Genomic DNA, 14,832 nt, shown 5'->3' on the forward strand with positions numbered 1-14,832 from the left:
CAGATGAAGGATCAAGAGCCTTGTGCCATGCGTTGGGCAAGCTTCAGGGCTTCGATCAGGCTGGTTGGATTGGCGATGCCTTTCCCGGCGATATCCAGTGCAGTGCCGTGATCAGGCGACGTGCGGATGAAGGGCAGGCCAAGGGTGACGTTCACGCCGCGGTCGAAATCCAGTGTCTTGATCGGGATCAGGGCCTGATCATGATACATTGCGATCGCTGCGTCATAACGGGCACGGGCAGCGGCGTGAAACAGCGTATCCGCAGGGTGCGGGCCCGTCAGGGTCGCATCTTCCGGGTTCAGATCGGCCAGCATTGGGGCGATCCAGTCAAGCTCTTCGCGGCCCATTTTGCCGCCTTCGCCGGCATGGGGGTTCAGGCCGGCAATGGCGATGCGGGGGTGCTGTATGCCAAACTGGTCGCGCAGGCCGCGCGCGGTGATTTCGATCGTCTCGCGCAGCAGGTCCGGTGTCAGCGCGGCGGGAACCTGTGACAGGGGAATGTGGATTGTTGCCGGGACAACCCGCAACTGGTCGCTGGCCAGCATCATGACGACCCGGCGGGTGCCCGACAGCGCGGCCAGAAACTCGGTATGGCCGGGATAGGTAAACCCGGCCCCGTCGATCAGGGCCTTCTTGTGAATAGGTGCGGTGCACAGAGCGGCCGCTGCCCCCTCTTTCACAAGGTCGACGCCGGTTTCGATGGCATCGATCACCGATGGGGCATTGGCCGGGTCCGGCTGGCCGGGCAGGTTTGCGGCAGGAAAGTTCAGTTGCAGCACGGGCAAGGCCCGATCACAGACTGCAACGGCATCCGAAGGGGTTTGGATTTTCGCAACGGGGGTGCCAGCAGGCAGGTGGCTGGCATCGCCGATAAAGAAAAACGGACAGGTTTGGCGCAGCTCTGCCCATGCTTTGGCCGCGATTTCAGGGCCGATCCCGGCCGGTTCACCGCAGCTGAGCGCAATCGGGCGTGTCATTCCTGAACGATGGTGGCGTCAGCCCGCAGTTGCTCTACCAGGCTGGACGCAAAGGCCTGTAGCCGCTGCTGCGCCAGCGCATTCGCGACATCCGCCCGCGAGGTGTTTTCGCCCAGGTTGCGGGTGCGGTTGCACAGCATCAGGAACACCAGCGTCTGCCCGTTGTTGCGGGTCAGGTTTGTTGACACTTCGAAGCGATCCAGCTTGGCAAGCTCTACGGCGAAATCGCGTGGTACTTCTGAAGGGCTGGCTTCGATACGGTCCAGGACTTCGACGGGTTGATCCTTGGCGATTCCGTACAAGTCGTCGCAGGTGTCGATCTCTTCCCGCAGGGCAGCAGCCCGTGCCAGAGCCTCGGCGCTGCGGCCGCCCGGCAGGTAATAGGCCGCATAGTCAAGTTTGGAGATAGGTGGCGCAGCGGTCGCCACCTCACGCAATCCGCGCAACTGAAACAGGGCAACGGCGTTTGGCAGGCTGATGGGATCGGTGATCTCGCCGTTCTGGAGCCCAAGAATAACCGGTTGCAAGGCAGGAGGCAGGTTGGAGATATTCAGCCAGTCCAGACGCCCGCCTTCGTTGCGGGTTGCCGCTCCGGAATATTGCGCCGCCGCGGCTGAAAATGCTTCGATAGTTTCAAGTCGCGAGATTTCTTCCGCCAGCAATTCGGTCTGTGCAACGGTTTGCGGGTTCACCGGGATGATGATCTCGGACAGCAGGACCTGAAGGCCGCCGCCACCGGTTTGTCCCAGCGCGCGATCAATCTCATCTTCGGTCGGACGGGCCTGCGACAGGTAGCGCGAGCTGATATAGTCGCGCCAGGCCAGCTGATCCGCAACATAATCACGGACAGTTTCCGGGTCGACGCCCGCCTCGCCCAAAAGTTGCAGGAACTGTTCGGTGGACAATTGCCCGCGCGAGGCGAACTCGTCGATCCCCAGTTGTACGGCTTCCGGGGCAGCTTGCACGCCCGCTTCGCGCATGGCCTGTTTGCGCAATTTTTCTTCGATCAGGGCTTCCCTGACGTCAGCCTCATTGCCGCCGGGCAAACCCAGAACATTCAGGAATTGCAGGCGTTGTTCCAGCTCGTACCAGGTGACGATGTCCTGATTCACGCGGATCGCTGGCGAGAACAGGCTTTGGGCGCTGACCTGCGGCGCCGAAAAAGCGAGGAAAACGGCGGCCAGTGCCGGCGTGACCGGTTTGTGCCAACCGGAACGAAGAAACCTGGAGAAACCTGATATCAACTGCATTTTCTCTTGTATGTGTTACCACCGCCTTCAAGGGCGTATCCTGTCAGCGATAGGGTAAAGCCGAATTCTGTCGAAGGCTCAATAGTGGATGTTGAAGTAAAGCGTCTGCTTACGGACATGTTAACCTGAACACATTCATTCTGGTAGGTTACACCAAGCCCCAGCCGGATTGGCTCTGACTGGTTCAGATCATAGCGTGCCTCGGCATTCGTAAGCCAGTTCTGGTCGACCTGATAGCGGCCCAGAAGCCAGATTTCCGAGATTTCTTCCGCAATATTCTCCGCCGGATCCGGTTCCTGCCAGATATAGCTTCCGGACAGGCCGGCAAATTCGGATGCCCAAGCCCCGCGCAATTCAGCTTTGACGAAACTGAAATCGCTGTCGATCAGACCGCGCCCGCCAAGCGACCAACCGTTGGCCGTGGTGACTTGTCCCGCCAACAGCAAGTCGGACGTGGTGCCCTGCAACCCGGATGTCAGGGTGAAATTCGGGTCGGCATCCGCGCGAAACACCTGACCCACAGTCACCAGGGCCTGCTGTCCGCCTGCACCATAACGCGCCCAGTTCAGGCCGATGACTCCGGTTGCACCGTCTTCGCGCTGATCTTCGGCAGGGAACCGGGACAGGGCCAGCAGATTGCCCTGATCGAACTCCTGAAACGTGCTTTCATCATCTGGCACATTGGTGTCCGAAACATGGGTCCATCCCAATTGCGCGATCGGTTCCAGAAGCTGAACTGCGCCGGTCTTTTCGCGACGGGTCATCGGATAGCGAAGCGTCAACGCCGCGCGCGGGGTCGAGCGGGTCACATTGCTGGGAAAGTTGCTGTCATGACGGATGTTGAACGTATCCACCGATGCGCCCAGCGTCGCGTCCGCGCGCAGGCCAGATGCGAATATCCAGCTTCGCAACCATTCGGCATCAAAAGTTGCCCTTGCTATGTCACGGCCGACGATATCGGCGTCGCTGGTGCGTTCATGTGCATGGCCGACAAAGGCCAGCCGAACCTCGCCGCCAAGCGCGCCGGGGAAGAATCGCTTTTCATAGTTCAGGTCGAAGACGCGGGATGGGATTTCGTCCTGATTTTCACTTTCACGCAGAGTTTTGTAATGGATCAGGCTTGTTTTGAACGCGGTGTCGCGTTTGATCCGTTCCAGCGCTATCTCGCTGCGCAATCGGTCCAGATCCGGCAGCCCGTAGTCAGCCAGATAGGCGTCGTCCGAGGTGGTTTGCAGATCGAATGTCAGCCGGAAATCATTCTTCAGGTTGAACCAACCGCCGGCGAACAGATAACCGCGATCCTGATCGGGCTGGACGTCATCTCGGGTATAGGCACCTTCAAGCTGAATGCGCCCGTTCACGAACGCCTGGCGATACCGATATCCCAGCGTCGTCGTCTTGGCCGACAGATACGGCGTCAAGGTCAGATCCTTGTGGTCCCCCAGCTTGAAGAAATAGGGAACCTGGACCCCCGTTCCCAGTTGCGAGGTGCTGCGGATCGACGGCACCAGAAAGCCGGTCGCGCGCTCCAATGTCGGATCCGGCAAGCGCAGATAGGGGAAATAGAATACCGGATAATCAAGCACCCGAAGCTGCGCGCCTTCAAAGTACAATTGCCGTTCCAACTGGTCATGGATGACCTTGCGAGCCCGAATCTGCCAAAGCGGTGGCTTACCGTTGGTGCAGACATGGCAGGAAGTGGCCGAGACCTTGCTGAACTGCGTATAACGGCCCGCGGCTCGTTTCGCCTGAACCGAGGCAATCTGGATCTGCTGATCGAAAACCATCCGGGCACCGATCAACAGACCGTTCTGGATGCCGCTGTCCAGCTGTCCGGAAACGGCCAGAAGGGTCGACTGGCCCCCCTGATCAATGCGGATGGGCCCCTCCAGTGTCAGCTCACCCGTTTCCCGGTCATAGGTGACACGTTGGGCCGACAGCTTGGTATCGCCCTGAAACGCTTCGACATTGCCTTCGGCCACCAGTTTTCTGTCGGGGGTGATAAAGACCTTGTCGGCAACCAGAAGGGCGGGTTCGGCCTGTGACTGCGCAGCTTGCGGGTCAGGCTCGGCCGAGGTGGTTTGCGCCGCCAGAACCGTCGGTGCCGACAACGCGATTGCGCTGGTCAGCAGCAGGGACATCATGTTCCGCATCAGCCGTCCTCCGCGTGAAGAAGCAGGCCAAGGGACAGCAGGATGGCGGCGAAGGGCGGCGCCCAGGCCGCGATATAGATGGGCAATTGTCCGTTTTCCCCGAGGATTTGCGCAAAATTGCGGACGAAATAGATGGCAAAGCCAAGCAGAACGGCTGTCAGAACGGCAATTCCGGTGCCGCCGAACCGAACGTGGCGCATAGTGAACGCAGCCCCGATCAGCACCATCGAGACCAGAAAGAAGGGCCGCGCCAGTTGCACCTGCAACCAGACTTCATATTGCTTGGTCGAAAACCCGGCTTCTCGCAGGTCCCTGATCAGTTGCGGCAGATCAAAAACAGATACTGAATCCTGCTGCCCCAGCGTGTCCAGAATCCGCTGCCGCGTCAGCGAGGTTGGCAACTCCAGCCGTTCATGTTCCACCGAGCTTGTTTCGGGGTTCTGCCCATTCTGCAAATTCCAGATCTTGGCCCGGGACAAGACCCAGTTTCCGTCTTCCAGCACGGCCCTGTCGGCGACGATCTGCTGGGTGGGTTTGCCGTCGCGCGCGAAGGTGATGATGGTCACGCCGTCCAGACCAAGCGCATCCCCGTTCGAGGTGCCCCGGGCGTGAATGACGGCCTGACCATTTTCCGCCGACTGACGCAGCCAAAGGCCTTCGCTGCTGATCGAAAGCGCTGAACTGCCGTTGTTGCGATAGGAATCAGACAGGCGTTGGAATTCCTGGGATGTGGCCGCAGCGATGGGGTTCAGCAAAGCCACTGCAAGCGCACCGATGATCAGGGCCAGTGCCGCTGGCGCGACCAGCGCGCGAATACCCGAGCGCCCGGTGGCGCGGGTCACCACGAGTTCAGAGGTCCGTGCCAGCCCGACGAACAAGGCAATGGTTGACAGAATGACCAGCAGGGGCAGCATTTCACTGATAGCGGCCGGCGTGTTCAGCAGCGTCAGGTGCAGCAATTGGCCGAAGGACAGGTCGACTTCGTCAAATCGGCGGATCTGTTCGATCAGATCGATGAGAATCATCAAAGTCAGAAAAATACCGCCGATGACCAGAAAGCTCTGCAAAAAGCGGCGCGCGAAATAGCGGTCGAGGATCACAAGACAGCCCCCGCCAAGGCTTTTGCGCCGGAAACCGGGCCGAAATCGCGCATGCATGTCTTCCAGCGCGACGGCGTATGCCTGCCCTCTCGTGTCACGTCTTTCTCCCCCGAGCCTGCCGGTTATTTTTGCGGGACCTTACTGCAATTGAAACGCGGGGAAAACTGCTATCTGGTCAAGTCGGGCGGCGCGGGCTAGGTCTTGGGGAACAGAATTCGAGGAGTTTGCAATGAGCAGTCTTATACCGGTCCGCTTTCAGGAGTTTGACTTGGATGCGATGGCGCAGGCCGAGGGGCGGGTGGCCATCATCATTCCGTCGGACGGAAAAATGAACCCTGCGGCGCGCCGGGCCAATCGCCTGACGAAGGGCGCTGTAGCGCGGCTTGTCGAAAGTGAGAAATTCGGAAATTCCAAGACCGGCGATGTCATCTCGATGGCCTGGCCGGCTGGTATGGCGGCCGAAGCGCTGGACGTCGTGGTGCTGCCGCGCCGCCCGGAAGCCGATGAGGCCCGCAAGGCTGGTGCCACGTTGGCCAAATCAGCGGGTGGCAAGGACTTGCTGGTGATGGTCGGCAATCAGGTGCAGACCGAAAACCTGGCCCTTGGTATGGTGCTGCGCAGTTATGATTTCAACGCGCACAAAACCAAGGACAGCGAAGGCAGCGGTTCGGTTACGATCGGACATTCGAAACCCAAGGAAGCCGAAGCAGAGTTTGCACCGCTATATGCGATTGCCGACGGCGTGCGGATGACCCGTGATCTGACCAACGAACCTGCAAATGTTCTGACGACCTCGGAATTTGCCGATCGTCTTGTCGAGATGCAGGAGCTTGGCCTGGAAGTCGAAGTTCTGGAAGAGGACAAGCTGGCGGAACTGGGCATGCGCACTTTGCTGAGCGTCGGGCAGGGCTCTGCCAGCCCGTCCAAAGTCGTCGTGATGCACTGGAATGGCGGCGACAAGGACGATGCGCCCTTGGCTCTGGTGGGCAAGGGCGTGGTTTTCGACACTGGTGGCATTTCGCTGAAACCGGCCGGTGGCATGGAAGACATGACCATGGACATGGGCGGTGCCGGTGTTGTCGCGGGCACGATGCGCGCGTTGGCCAAGCGCAAGGCCAAGGCCAATGTGGTGGGCCTTGTCGGGCTGGTCGAGAACATGCCTTCGGGCAATGCCACCCGTCCGGGCGATGTGGTCAAGTCGATGAAGGGCGACACGGTCGAGATCATCAACACCGATGCCGAAGGCCGTTTGGTTCTGTGCGACGTGATGTGGTACGCGCAGGAGCGGTTCAAACCGGTGGGCATGATCGATCTGGCCACCCTGACCGGAGCGATCATCATCGGGCTGGGTCATGAGAATGCAGGTGTGTTTTCCAACAATGACACATTCTGTGACGCCTTCCTGAAATCGGCCCGGGCCGAGGATGAAGGCGCGTGGCGGATGCCGTTGGGCGACGCCTATGACAAGCTGCTCAAATCGCGCATCGCCGACATGAAAAACGTCGGTGGCCGTCCGGCGGGCTCGATCACGGCGGCGCAGTTTCTGCAACGTTTCGTGAAAGAGGATACGCCGTGGATTCATCTGGATATCGCGGGTGTGGCCTCGGTGTCGTCCGAGACATCTTATGCGCCCAAAGGTGCCACGGGCTGGGGTGTGCGCGCGCTGAGCCGGTTCGTGCAGGACAATTTCGAGTAAGCGAATGGGTGCTGTCTATTTCTACCATCTGACCCGCCAGCCGCTGGAGCACACCTTGCCTGTGCTGCTGGACAAGGCGCGGCAGGCCGGGTGGAAGATTGCCGTGCGGGGCACCGATCCCGCACGGATGGACTGGCTCGATGAAAAGCTGTGGCTGGGCCCCGAGGACGGGTTCCTGCCGCATGGTCGCGAAGGCGGCCCGCATGACGCCGAGCAGCCGATCCTGCTGACGACCGGGGCTGTGGCCGCAAATGAGCCTGCCTGTGTGATGGCGGTAGATGGAGCGCCGGTCGAAGCCGATGAGGTCGCCGCGCTGGAGCGGGTGTGCATCCTGTTTGACGGCAACGACGAACAGGCGGTTCAGCACGCGCGGGGCCAGTGGAAAGCGCTGACCTGGGCGGGATGTTCGGCGCAATACTGGTCCGAGGCATCGGGGCGGTGGGAGAAGAAGGCTGAGGCCTGATTTTCATAGATATTTCAGGAGATTGACGGATGAAAACGAAGCCTCTGGGCCGCACAGGGATCATGGTGACAGACCTGTGTCTGGGCACCATGACTTTTGGCACGCAAACCTCGGAATTCGAGGCGCATAAACAGATGGATATGGCGCTGGATGCCGGGATCAATTTTGTCGATGCGGCTGAGATGTATCCGGTGAACCCGATCTCGAAAGAGACGGTTGGCCGGACCGAGGAAATCCTGGGTAACTGGAACGCGGCAAACCCGTCGCGGCGCGGCGATTATGTGCTGGCCACCAAACATTCGGGGGCGGGATTTGCTCATGCCCGCGATGGGGCTCCGATCTCGGGGCAGACGATCCCCGAGGCCATCGAAGGCTCGCTACGCCGGTTGCAGACGGATTACATCGATCTCTACCAGTTCCACTGGCCCAATCGCGGCAGCTATATGTTCCGGCAGAACTGGGACTACGCGCCATCGGGGCAAAATACCGGTGACGTTCTTGAGAACATGCAGGAGTGCCTTGAGGCGCTGCAGGCACAGGTGGACAAGGGCAACATCCGCGCTTTTGGACTGTCGAATGAAAGCGCCTGGGGGATGGCGCAGTGGCTGCGGCTGGCCGATCAGATGGGCGCGCCGCGGGCGGCGTCTGTGCAGAATGAATACTCGCTGCTGTGTCGGCACTTCGACACTGATCTGGGCGAGTTGAGTGTGCATGAAGATGTTGGGTTGATGGCGTTTTCGCCTCTGGCGGCGGGGTTCCTGACCGGGAAATATCAGGACGGAGCGGTGCCCGACGGGTCGCGTATGTCGCTGGTGCCTGCCATGGGCGGTCGGACTTCCGGGCGCGTCTTTGATGCCGTCGCGGCCTATCTGGAGATCGCCGACCGCCATGGGCTGGACCCGGTTCACATGGCGCTGGCGTGGTGCCGGGCGCGGCCTTTCATGATGTCGGCGATTTTTGGTGCAACGACGGTGGCGCAGTTGGAGCACATTCTGGCTAGCGCGGATCTGGAATTGCCGCAGGATGTGCTGGCCGAAATCAGTCAGGCGCACCGGGCGCATCCGATGCCGTTCTAGGGGGCTCTGCCCCCGTCGCCTTTGGCGACTCCCCCGGGATATTTTTGGCCAGATGAAGTTGGATCCGGTCAGTGGTGGGTGGGGTGCGCGCGTTCGTGTCTCAGGTCGCGTGCCGATTGACCGTGGGCGGTGCGGAAAGCGCGGGCAAAGCTGGATTGCGAGGCAAAACCGGTGGCCAGCGCGACATCCATCAGTGGAAGGTCGGTGTCGGTGACCAGGCGGCGGGCCTCGGCCAGGCGCAGTTGCAGATAGTGATCCTGCGGCGTGGTGTTCAGACGCAGTCGGAACTGTTGTTGCAGGGTGCGCGGGCTGGTGCCCAGCTGGTCTGCGATATGGGCCAGTGGCAGGGGATCATCCAGGGATGCCTGCATCAGCGAATTCGCCTTGGCCGTCAGCGCCGTATGGCGGTGTGGTGCGCCGGTGCGGCTTTGCGGTGTGCCCGGGTCCGGCGCGCCATCATAGAGGAACAGGCCCGAGACACGGGATGCAAAACCCGCGCCATGGCGGGCCGCGATGATGTGCAGCATCATCTCGACAGCGGGAATCGCGCCGCCCGAGGTCAGGCGCCCGTCCGAGACAGTGAAACGGTCGGGGCGCACGTTGACATCGGGAAAGCGGTTGGCGAAGTTTTCCAGGTCTTCCCAATGGGTCGTCGCAGGGTGACCGTCGAGCAGCCCGGCCTCGGCCAGCAGCCAGGGGCCGCCGTCAATCCCGGCCATCACCGCCCCGGTACCGGCAATGCGGCGCAGCCCGGCCAGCAGGCTGGGGGTGGCGTGGCGGGCCAGTTGGAAGCCCGCGACGACAATCATAAGGTCGCAGCCTTGCAGGCGAGCAAGCGGGATGCCGGGCACTTGCAAGGCGCTGGTCAGCATCGCGGGTTCGGCTGTGGCGGTCACATAGTCCCAGTCAAAGGCGGGCCGGTCCGCCAGACGGTTGGCCGCGCGCATCGGGTCGACCGCCGAGGCGAAGCTGAGCGTGTTGCATTCGTCCAGCACCAGAACGGCGGTTTTCAGGGCCCGATGTTCGGGTTGCAGTATGTTTTTTGCGGATTGCATCAAGTTCGATTCGCATTCTGCCAAGTGGTTTTCCCAAGGCTGCGCCAGAGTCGGGCCAGAACGCAAATCGGAATCCGGGGAGAAGCCTGGGGAAAACCCAAGGCAAAACCGGGTATAACTTGGGGAAAACGCCATGCCTCTGGAAATGAACCGCGAAGTCTTCATCACCTGCGCCGTGACCGGCTCGGGCGGGACGCAGGATCGCAGCCCTCATGTGCCACGTTCACCGAAGCAAATTGCCGACAGTGCGATTGCCGCCGCGAAGGCGGGTGCGGCCGTGGTGCACTGCCATGTGCGCGACCCCGAAACAGGTGCGCCGTCGCGCGATCTGGCGCTGTATCGTGAAGTGACCGATCGGATTCGGGATGCCGAAGTGGATGCCGTGCTGAACCTTACGGCTGGCATGGGCGGAGACATGGTGTTCGGCGGTATCGAAAACCCGCTGCCATTGGCCGAGGCTGGAACCGATCTGGTTGGCGCGACCGAACGTGTGGCGCATGTGGCCGAATGTCTGCCCGAAATCTGCACGCTGGATTGCGGTACGATGAACTTTGCCGAGGCGGATTACGTCATGACCAACACGCCCGGCGCGTTGCGGGCGATGGGGCAGATGATGACAGATCTGGGCGTGAAACCCGAGATCGAGGCCTTTGACACCGGCCATCTGTGGTTTGCCAAGCAATTGGTGAAAGAGGGAATTCTGGAACCCAACGCCCTTGTGCAACTGTGCATGGGCGTGCCGTGGGGCGCGCCGGATGATCTGAACACCTTTATGGCGATGGTGAACAATGTGCCCGATGACTGGACCTTCAGCGCGTTCTCGCTGGGGCGGCATCAGATGGCCTATGTGGCGGCCTCGGTGCTGGCGGGCGGCAATGTGCGCGTTGGGCTCGAGGACAACCTGTGGCTGGACAAGGGGGTGTTGGCCGAAAACTGGCAACTTGTCGAACGGGCAGGCACCATCATTGAAAACATGGGCGCACGGGTGATCGGGCCGGAAGAAGTCCGCGAGAAGCTGGGGCTTGTCAAACGGGCGCCGAAAGGTTGACCTGCTTGCGTCCCTTGCCATGACCGGTAAGTGCAGGGGCGCCAGCAAGAGGAAGTGAGCAATGCGATCGGTGCTTGTAATCTGCGCGACGGTTCTGACCGTATGTCTGCCCCGGGTCGGGGTGGCACAGACCGCGGAAGACCCTTTGGCCCGCAAGGACTGCGAAGCCAAAGGGGGAAGCTATGAGATGGGCGGGCGGATACGGCAGTTTATCTGCTTTGAACCTTTGCCCGACGCTGGAAACTCCTGCGAAAAAGCCTCTGACTGCGCAGGGTTCTGCCTGTCGGAAACCAAACAATGCAGCGCCGTGACACCGCAATTCGGATGCATTCCGCATCTGGATGAGGCGGGGCGCGCGCAGGTAATCTGTATCGATTAGAGGACAGCATGACAAAGACGGCAGCAATTATTGGGGGCGGTGTCATCGGCGGCGGATGGGCCGCACGGTTCCTGCTCAATGGCTGGGACGTTCGGGTGTTCGACCCGGACCCCGAAGCAGAGCGCAAAATCGGTGAAGTGCTGGACAATGCGCGGCGATCCTTGCCGGGGTTGAGCGATGTGCCGCTGCCACCCGAAGGCGCGCTGAGCTTTCATGACGACATGGCTGACGCCGTACAGGGCGCGACGTGGATCCAAGAAAGCGTGCCAGAGCGGCTGGAGTTGAAGCTGAAGGTTTACAAGAGCTTGCAGGAGGACTGTGATCCGGCTGCGATTATCGGGTCCTCGACCAGCGGGTTCAAACCATCCGAGCTTCAGGACGGTGCGTTGCGCCCCGAACAGATCGTCGTGACGCACCCGTTCAACCCAGTCTATCTGCTGCCGCTGATCGAGCTGGTGCCGACGGACAAAAACCCACCTCAGATGATTGAACGGGCCAGGGAATTGCTGACCTCGGTTGGTTTCTTTCCGCTGCATGTCAAGAAAGAGATCGACGCGCATATCGCCGACCGCTTTCTGGAAGCCGTCTGGCGCGAGGCGCTCTGGCTGGTCAAGGATGGCATTGCCACCACCGAAGAAATCGACGAGGCGATCCGGATGGGCTTTGGCATCCGCTGGGCGCAGATGGGATTGTTCGAAACCTACCGCGTGGCCGGAGGTGAAGCGGGGATGCGGCATTTCATGGCTCAGTTCGGGCCAGCCCTGAAATGGCCCTGGACCAAGCTGATGGACGTGCCGGAATTCACCGATGAATTGGTCGACCTGATCGCCGATCAGTCAGACGCGCAATCAGGAATGCACTCGATCCGGGAACTGGAGCGCATTCGCGACAACAATCTTGTTGGCATGATGCGGGCCCTCAAGGCGCAGAATTATGGCGCGGGGGCGGTGCTGAACCAGCATGATGCGCTGTTGAAACCGGGTGCGCTGCCGTCGCTGGATCAGGCGGATCTGAGCCAGCCGATCCTGACCCTGTCCCGCGCCGTTCCGTTGGACTGGACGGATTACAACGGCCACATGAACGAGGCCAAGTATCTGGAAGCCTTTGCGGCCGCCACGGACCGTTTCATGGAGATCATCGGTTGCGATATGGAGTATATCGCGTCGGGTGGCAGCTATTTCACCGCCGAGAACCACATCCGTTACATCGACGAGGTCCATGCAGGGGCGAAGATCGACGTGCGCACGCAGATGCTGTTGGGGCAGGGCAAGAAGCTGCATGTCTTTCACAGCATGTATGAAGGCGACAAGCTGTTGGCCACGGGCGAAAGCTTTCTGCTGCATGTCAGTCTTGAAACCCGCCGCCCCAGCCCGCCGTCGCCCAGGATCGAAGCAGCGATGGCGCGGATTGCCGAGGCACAGGCCGGTTTGCCTTACCCTGAAGGGGCGGGTGCCGCCATCCGGAAGCCTTCATGACCCGGCGCGTATTGGTAACAGCCGGGGCATCGGGTGTCGGTCGTGCCATGGCCGCGGCGTTTGACGCTGCCGGCTATGATGTCTGGGTAACGGATATTGACCAGTCAGCCTTGGATATCTTGCCCGACCATTGGGTGGCGCACCGGGCTGATGTGACCAATGAGGCCGACATGAGCGCGGTGTTTCAGGCTGTCGGGGCGGCTGGCGGGTTGGATGTTCTGTGCGCAAATGCTGGAATCGCCGGGCCGACAAGCGCGATCGAGGATATCGATCTGGATGCATGGCGCGCCTGCGTCGCGGTCAATCTGGACGGGGCCTTTCTGGCCGCCAAGCACGCGGCCCTGATGATGAAGTCGGCGCGGGCGGGCAGCATCATTCTGACCTCATCGACCGCCGGTCAGTACGGCTATCCGTTCCGAGCGCCTTATGCCTCGGCCAAATGGGCGGTCATAGGGTTGATGAAAACGCTGGCGATGGAACTGGGCCCGCTGGGCATTCGCGCAAACGCCATTTGTCCGGGTGCCGTGGAAGGCCCGCGCATGGAAGGTGTGTTGGCCCGAGAGGCAGCCGCGAAAGGCATGACCCGCGATGAGGTCTATCAGGGCTATGCCTCGGGCACTTCTATGGGGCGCTTTGTGGAAGCGCAGGATATCGCCAATATGGCCGTCTTTCTTGCTTCAGACGCAGCGCGGTTGGTGTCTGGGCAGGTGATTGCGGTGGATGGGCACACGGTCAACCCCGACCCGAAACTTTAGGTCAGCCCTGATTTGGCCCTCGGATCTGGCGGATGGTCTGACGGACCGCCTGCCAATCCTGCGCCTCTTTCTGGTTTCCGGCGGCTTCGCATTCGCGCATTTTCTGCGCGGCTTCCGCCTCGGCCCGGTCTCCGTGCGCAGCATACAGCGCGCGCGCGTATTGAGCGGTTTGAATTGCGTCCATTCCTGTGGTCCTCCGTTTGTGATCGGAATGCCCTTTGGTTCGCGCCAAGGGACGATAGCACAGGTTTTGCGCCGCTGCATCAATTCTTGCCGGACACAGCCGTTCTGAGTTGTCGCAAGTGGTCCGGGAAATCGCGGGCGGCCACATCGGCCTCGCGTACAAGTGTGTCGAAATGACGTGAAAATGTCTCGATCCGATCCCGGTCTCGGAACGCCATATAGTGACTGCCTGCATAAAAAACGCACAGCAGCGGCCCGAAAATCGTTACAGGGGCTGAATAAAGTCGTTTGGCATCGAACAGATAGACACGCATTCGGGGATAAAGCTGTTCACACAGGGCCAGCAGGTGATCGATCTGCTCCTGACGAATTGCCGGGCAAAGGCCATGGTAATACCCCGTGCCGCTTGCAAAGCTTTCGATCTCGAACAATGGCATGGCGATTTCGTAGTCAGACTGCGCACTACGCATCCAGGCCAACCTGTCTTCGGACGCACCGATGGCCTGATCCGCCGTGCGCCCCAGATGGGGGGCATATTCCCACTCCAGCACCGCGCGCGTCTTGAGCATGTCGGGCAGGGTGGCCGGGACATAGCGGATCTTGTACCCGGCGGCTTCTTTGTGCCAGTCGAAAATCCGCTCATCGACCAGGGCGCGGGGCGCTTCGGTAATGGACAGGGTACTGGCCAGAATTTCTGCCGCGCTTTCCGGTCTGTCGGACAGGCCCAGCAACCAGTCAGCCGAAACGCCCAGTGCCGCGGCGCAGCCACCCACAACATGCGCATTGGGAAGACGCGCGCCATGATCGGTCAACAACTGAGATACGGTTGATCGGTCCACGCCGATATGGCGCGCAAGCGCGCTTTGGCTGACGTGACGGTCCTCCATCGCGCGGGCAAGGCGTAGGCGGAATTGAGCGGCGCGGTCGCGTTTGTCGATATTGTCCTGCATGAGTTGAAAAATATCACAATTGATGAGTTTTGTTAATCATATTCAGAATTTTCAGCACGCGCACTGAACGGTAACCCCTTTGTAAAAGCAAAAAGAATGGGGTTCGGAATGGAAACGCAGCGAAGATCTGTCGTGAAAGCAATCGTGTGGAATGCCATGGGGCTGACCACCATGACGCTGGTGGGTCTGATCGCCACCGGCTCGGCCGCTGTCGGTGGGGCATTGGCGCTGGTGAATACCACCATCGGCCTGACGCTGTATGTGATCTACGA

At 60.7% G+C, this 14,832-nt stretch carries 15 protein-coding genes; 8 read left to right on the top strand and 7 right to left on the bottom strand.

The window, feature by feature from the left end; all coding sequences use genetic code 11:
* Positions 1–11: 11 nt before the first annotated feature.
* The 4 genes from pdxA to lptG are packed head-to-tail and all read right to left on the bottom strand — an operon-like array spanning position 12 to position 5,480.
* Positions 12–977, bottom strand: a complete 966-nt coding sequence (gene pdxA, locus AC2FNN_RS00720) for a 4-hydroxythreonine-4-phosphate dehydrogenase PdxA (protein WP_496755889.1) — start codon at positions 975–977, stop codon at positions 12–14.
* A complete protein-coding gene (locus AC2FNN_RS00725) occupies positions 974–2,227 on the bottom strand; it encodes a peptidylprolyl isomerase (RefSeq protein ID WP_496755891.1) in 1,254 nt (417 codons plus the stop codon). The genes pdxA and AC2FNN_RS00725 overlap by 4 nt, the downstream gene beginning before the upstream one ends.
* The gene (locus AC2FNN_RS00730; RefSeq protein ID WP_496755892.1) at positions 2,218–4,380 is read right to left on the bottom strand and encodes an LPS-assembly protein LptD; all 2,163 of its coding nucleotides are present in this window, start codon (positions 4,378–4,380) and stop codon (positions 2,218–2,220) included. The genes AC2FNN_RS00725 and AC2FNN_RS00730 overlap by 10 nt, the downstream gene beginning before the upstream one ends.
* Entirely contained in the window at positions 4,380–5,480 is a 1,101-nt protein-coding gene (lptG, locus tag AC2FNN_RS00735; RefSeq protein WP_496755922.1) for an LPS export ABC transporter permease LptG, read from the bottom strand. Before lptG ends, AC2FNN_RS00730 begins: the two co-directional genes overlap by 1 nt.
* A 229-nt stretch (positions 5,481–5,709) precedes the next feature.
* On the opposite strand from lptG, the gene AC2FNN_RS00740 reads away from it, so the two are divergent.
* The 3 genes from AC2FNN_RS00740 to AC2FNN_RS00750 are packed head-to-tail and all read left to right on the top strand — an operon-like array spanning position 5,710 to position 8,715.
* Positions 5,710–7,176 carry a leucyl aminopeptidase gene (locus AC2FNN_RS00740; RefSeq protein WP_496755893.1) on the top strand — a complete coding sequence of 489 codons (1,467 nt, stop codon included), beginning with the start codon at positions 5,710–5,712 and terminating at the stop codon, positions 7,174–7,176.
* A 4-nt stretch (positions 7,177–7,180) separates the two neighbouring features.
* Positions 7,181–7,639 carry a DNA polymerase III subunit chi gene (locus AC2FNN_RS00745; protein WP_496755895.1) on the top strand — a complete coding sequence of 153 codons (459 nt, stop codon included), beginning with the start codon at positions 7,181–7,183 and terminating at the stop codon, positions 7,637–7,639.
* A gap of 29 nt (positions 7,640–7,668) precedes the next feature.
* Complete coding sequence (locus tag AC2FNN_RS00750) at positions 7,669–8,715, top strand: aldo/keto reductase (protein ID WP_496755896.1); 1,047 nt, start codon at positions 7,669–7,671, stop codon at positions 8,713–8,715.
* 68 nt (positions 8,716–8,783) lie between these two features.
* Here AC2FNN_RS00750 and AC2FNN_RS00755 read toward each other — a convergent pair whose 3' ends face one another.
* Entirely contained in the window at positions 8,784–9,770 is a 987-nt protein-coding gene (locus AC2FNN_RS00755) for a GlxA family transcriptional regulator (RefSeq protein WP_496755898.1), read from the bottom strand.
* Between the two features lie 133 nt (positions 9,771–9,903).
* On the opposite strand from AC2FNN_RS00755, the gene bcoG reads away from it, so the two are divergent.
* The 4 genes from bcoG (at position 9,904) to AC2FNN_RS00775 (ending at position 13,427) form a co-directional block, all read left to right on the top strand.
* Positions 9,904–10,818: a 3-dehydrocarnitine:acetyl-CoA trimethylamine transferase BcoG gene (bcoG, locus tag AC2FNN_RS00760; RefSeq protein WP_496755899.1), complete on the top strand. Its 915-nt coding sequence runs from the start codon at positions 9,904–9,906 to the stop codon at positions 10,816–10,818.
* A 61-nt stretch (positions 10,819–10,879) separates the two neighbouring features.
* Positions 10,880–11,197 (top strand): hypothetical protein, encoded by a 318-nt coding sequence (locus tag AC2FNN_RS00765; protein WP_496755900.1) that lies wholly within the window; start codon positions 10,880–10,882, stop codon positions 11,195–11,197.
* A gap of 8 nt (positions 11,198–11,205) precedes the next feature.
* Positions 11,206–12,672, top strand: coding sequence for a carnitine 3-dehydrogenase (locus AC2FNN_RS00770; RefSeq protein ID WP_496755902.1), 1,467 nt, complete (start codon positions 11,206–11,208; stop codon positions 12,670–12,672).
* Positions 12,669–13,427 carry an SDR family oxidoreductase gene (locus AC2FNN_RS00775; RefSeq protein ID WP_496755904.1) on the top strand — a complete coding sequence of 253 codons (759 nt, stop codon included), beginning with the start codon at positions 12,669–12,671 and terminating at the stop codon, positions 13,425–13,427. Before AC2FNN_RS00770 ends, AC2FNN_RS00775 begins: the two co-directional genes overlap by 4 nt.
* 1 nt (position 13,428) lies before the next feature.
* On the opposite strand, the gene AC2FNN_RS00780 is transcribed toward AC2FNN_RS00775, so the two are convergent.
* Together AC2FNN_RS00780 and AC2FNN_RS00785 are read right to left on the bottom strand one after the other, a co-directional pair.
* Positions 13,429–13,611, bottom strand: coding sequence for a hypothetical protein (locus AC2FNN_RS00780; RefSeq protein ID WP_117868740.1), 183 nt, complete (start codon positions 13,609–13,611; stop codon positions 13,429–13,431).
* A gap of 79 nt (positions 13,612–13,690) precedes the next feature.
* Positions 13,691–14,560 (bottom strand): helix-turn-helix domain-containing protein, encoded by an 870-nt coding sequence (locus tag AC2FNN_RS00785; protein ID WP_496755906.1) that lies wholly within the window; start codon positions 14,558–14,560, stop codon positions 13,691–13,693.
* A 108-nt stretch (positions 14,561–14,668) separates the two neighbouring features.
* Between AC2FNN_RS00785 and AC2FNN_RS00790 the strand changes: the two genes are divergently transcribed.
* The coding region (locus AC2FNN_RS00790; protein ID WP_496755923.1) for a DUF2061 domain-containing protein at positions 14,669–14,832 on the top strand (164 nt) is incomplete at its 3' end.

Source organism: Ruegeria sp. BHSA118, assembly GCF_059613405.1.

Excerpts from the sequence above, each read along its gene's own strand:
- AC2FNN_RS00785 (WP_496755906.1), bottom strand. The coding sequence starts at position 14,560 with ATGCAGGACAATATCGACAAACGCGACCGCGCCGCTCAATTCCGCCTA.
- AC2FNN_RS00780 (WP_117868740.1), bottom strand. The coding sequence starts at position 13,611 with ATGGACGCAATTCAAACCGCTCAATACGCGCGCGCGCTGTATGCTGCG.
- bcoG (WP_496755899.1), top strand. The coding sequence starts at position 9,904 with ATGCCTCTGGAAATGAACCGCGAAGTCTTCATCACCTGCGCCGTGACC.
- AC2FNN_RS00750 (WP_496755896.1), top strand. The coding sequence starts at position 7,669 with ATGAAAACGAAGCCTCTGGGCCGCACAGGGATCATGGTGACAGACCTG.
- AC2FNN_RS00725 (WP_496755891.1), bottom strand. The coding sequence starts at position 2,227 with ATGCAGTTGATATCAGGTTTCTCCAGGTTTCTTCGTTCCGGTTGGCAC.
- AC2FNN_RS00740 (WP_496755893.1), top strand. The coding sequence starts at position 5,710 with ATGAGCAGTCTTATACCGGTCCGCTTTCAGGAGTTTGACTTGGATGCG.
- AC2FNN_RS00730 (WP_496755892.1), bottom strand. The coding sequence starts at position 4,380 with ATGCGGAACATGATGTCCCTGCTGCTGACCAGCGCAATCGCGTTGTCG.
- AC2FNN_RS00775 (WP_496755904.1), top strand. The coding sequence starts at position 12,669 with ATGACCCGGCGCGTATTGGTAACAGCCGGGGCATCGGGTGTCGGTCGT.
- AC2FNN_RS00745 (WP_496755895.1), top strand. The coding sequence starts at position 7,181 with ATGGGTGCTGTCTATTTCTACCATCTGACCCGCCAGCCGCTGGAGCAC.
- AC2FNN_RS00770 (WP_496755902.1), top strand. The coding sequence starts at position 11,206 with ATGACAAAGACGGCAGCAATTATTGGGGGCGGTGTCATCGGCGGCGGA.
- AC2FNN_RS00755 (WP_496755898.1), bottom strand. The coding sequence starts at position 9,770 with ATGCAATCCGCAAAAAACATACTGCAACCCGAACATCGGGCCCTGAAA.
- pdxA (WP_496755889.1), bottom strand. The coding sequence starts at position 977 with ATGACACGCCCGATTGCGCTCAGCTGCGGTGAACCGGCCGGGATCGGC.
- AC2FNN_RS00765 (WP_496755900.1), top strand. The coding sequence starts at position 10,880 with ATGCGATCGGTGCTTGTAATCTGCGCGACGGTTCTGACCGTATGTCTG.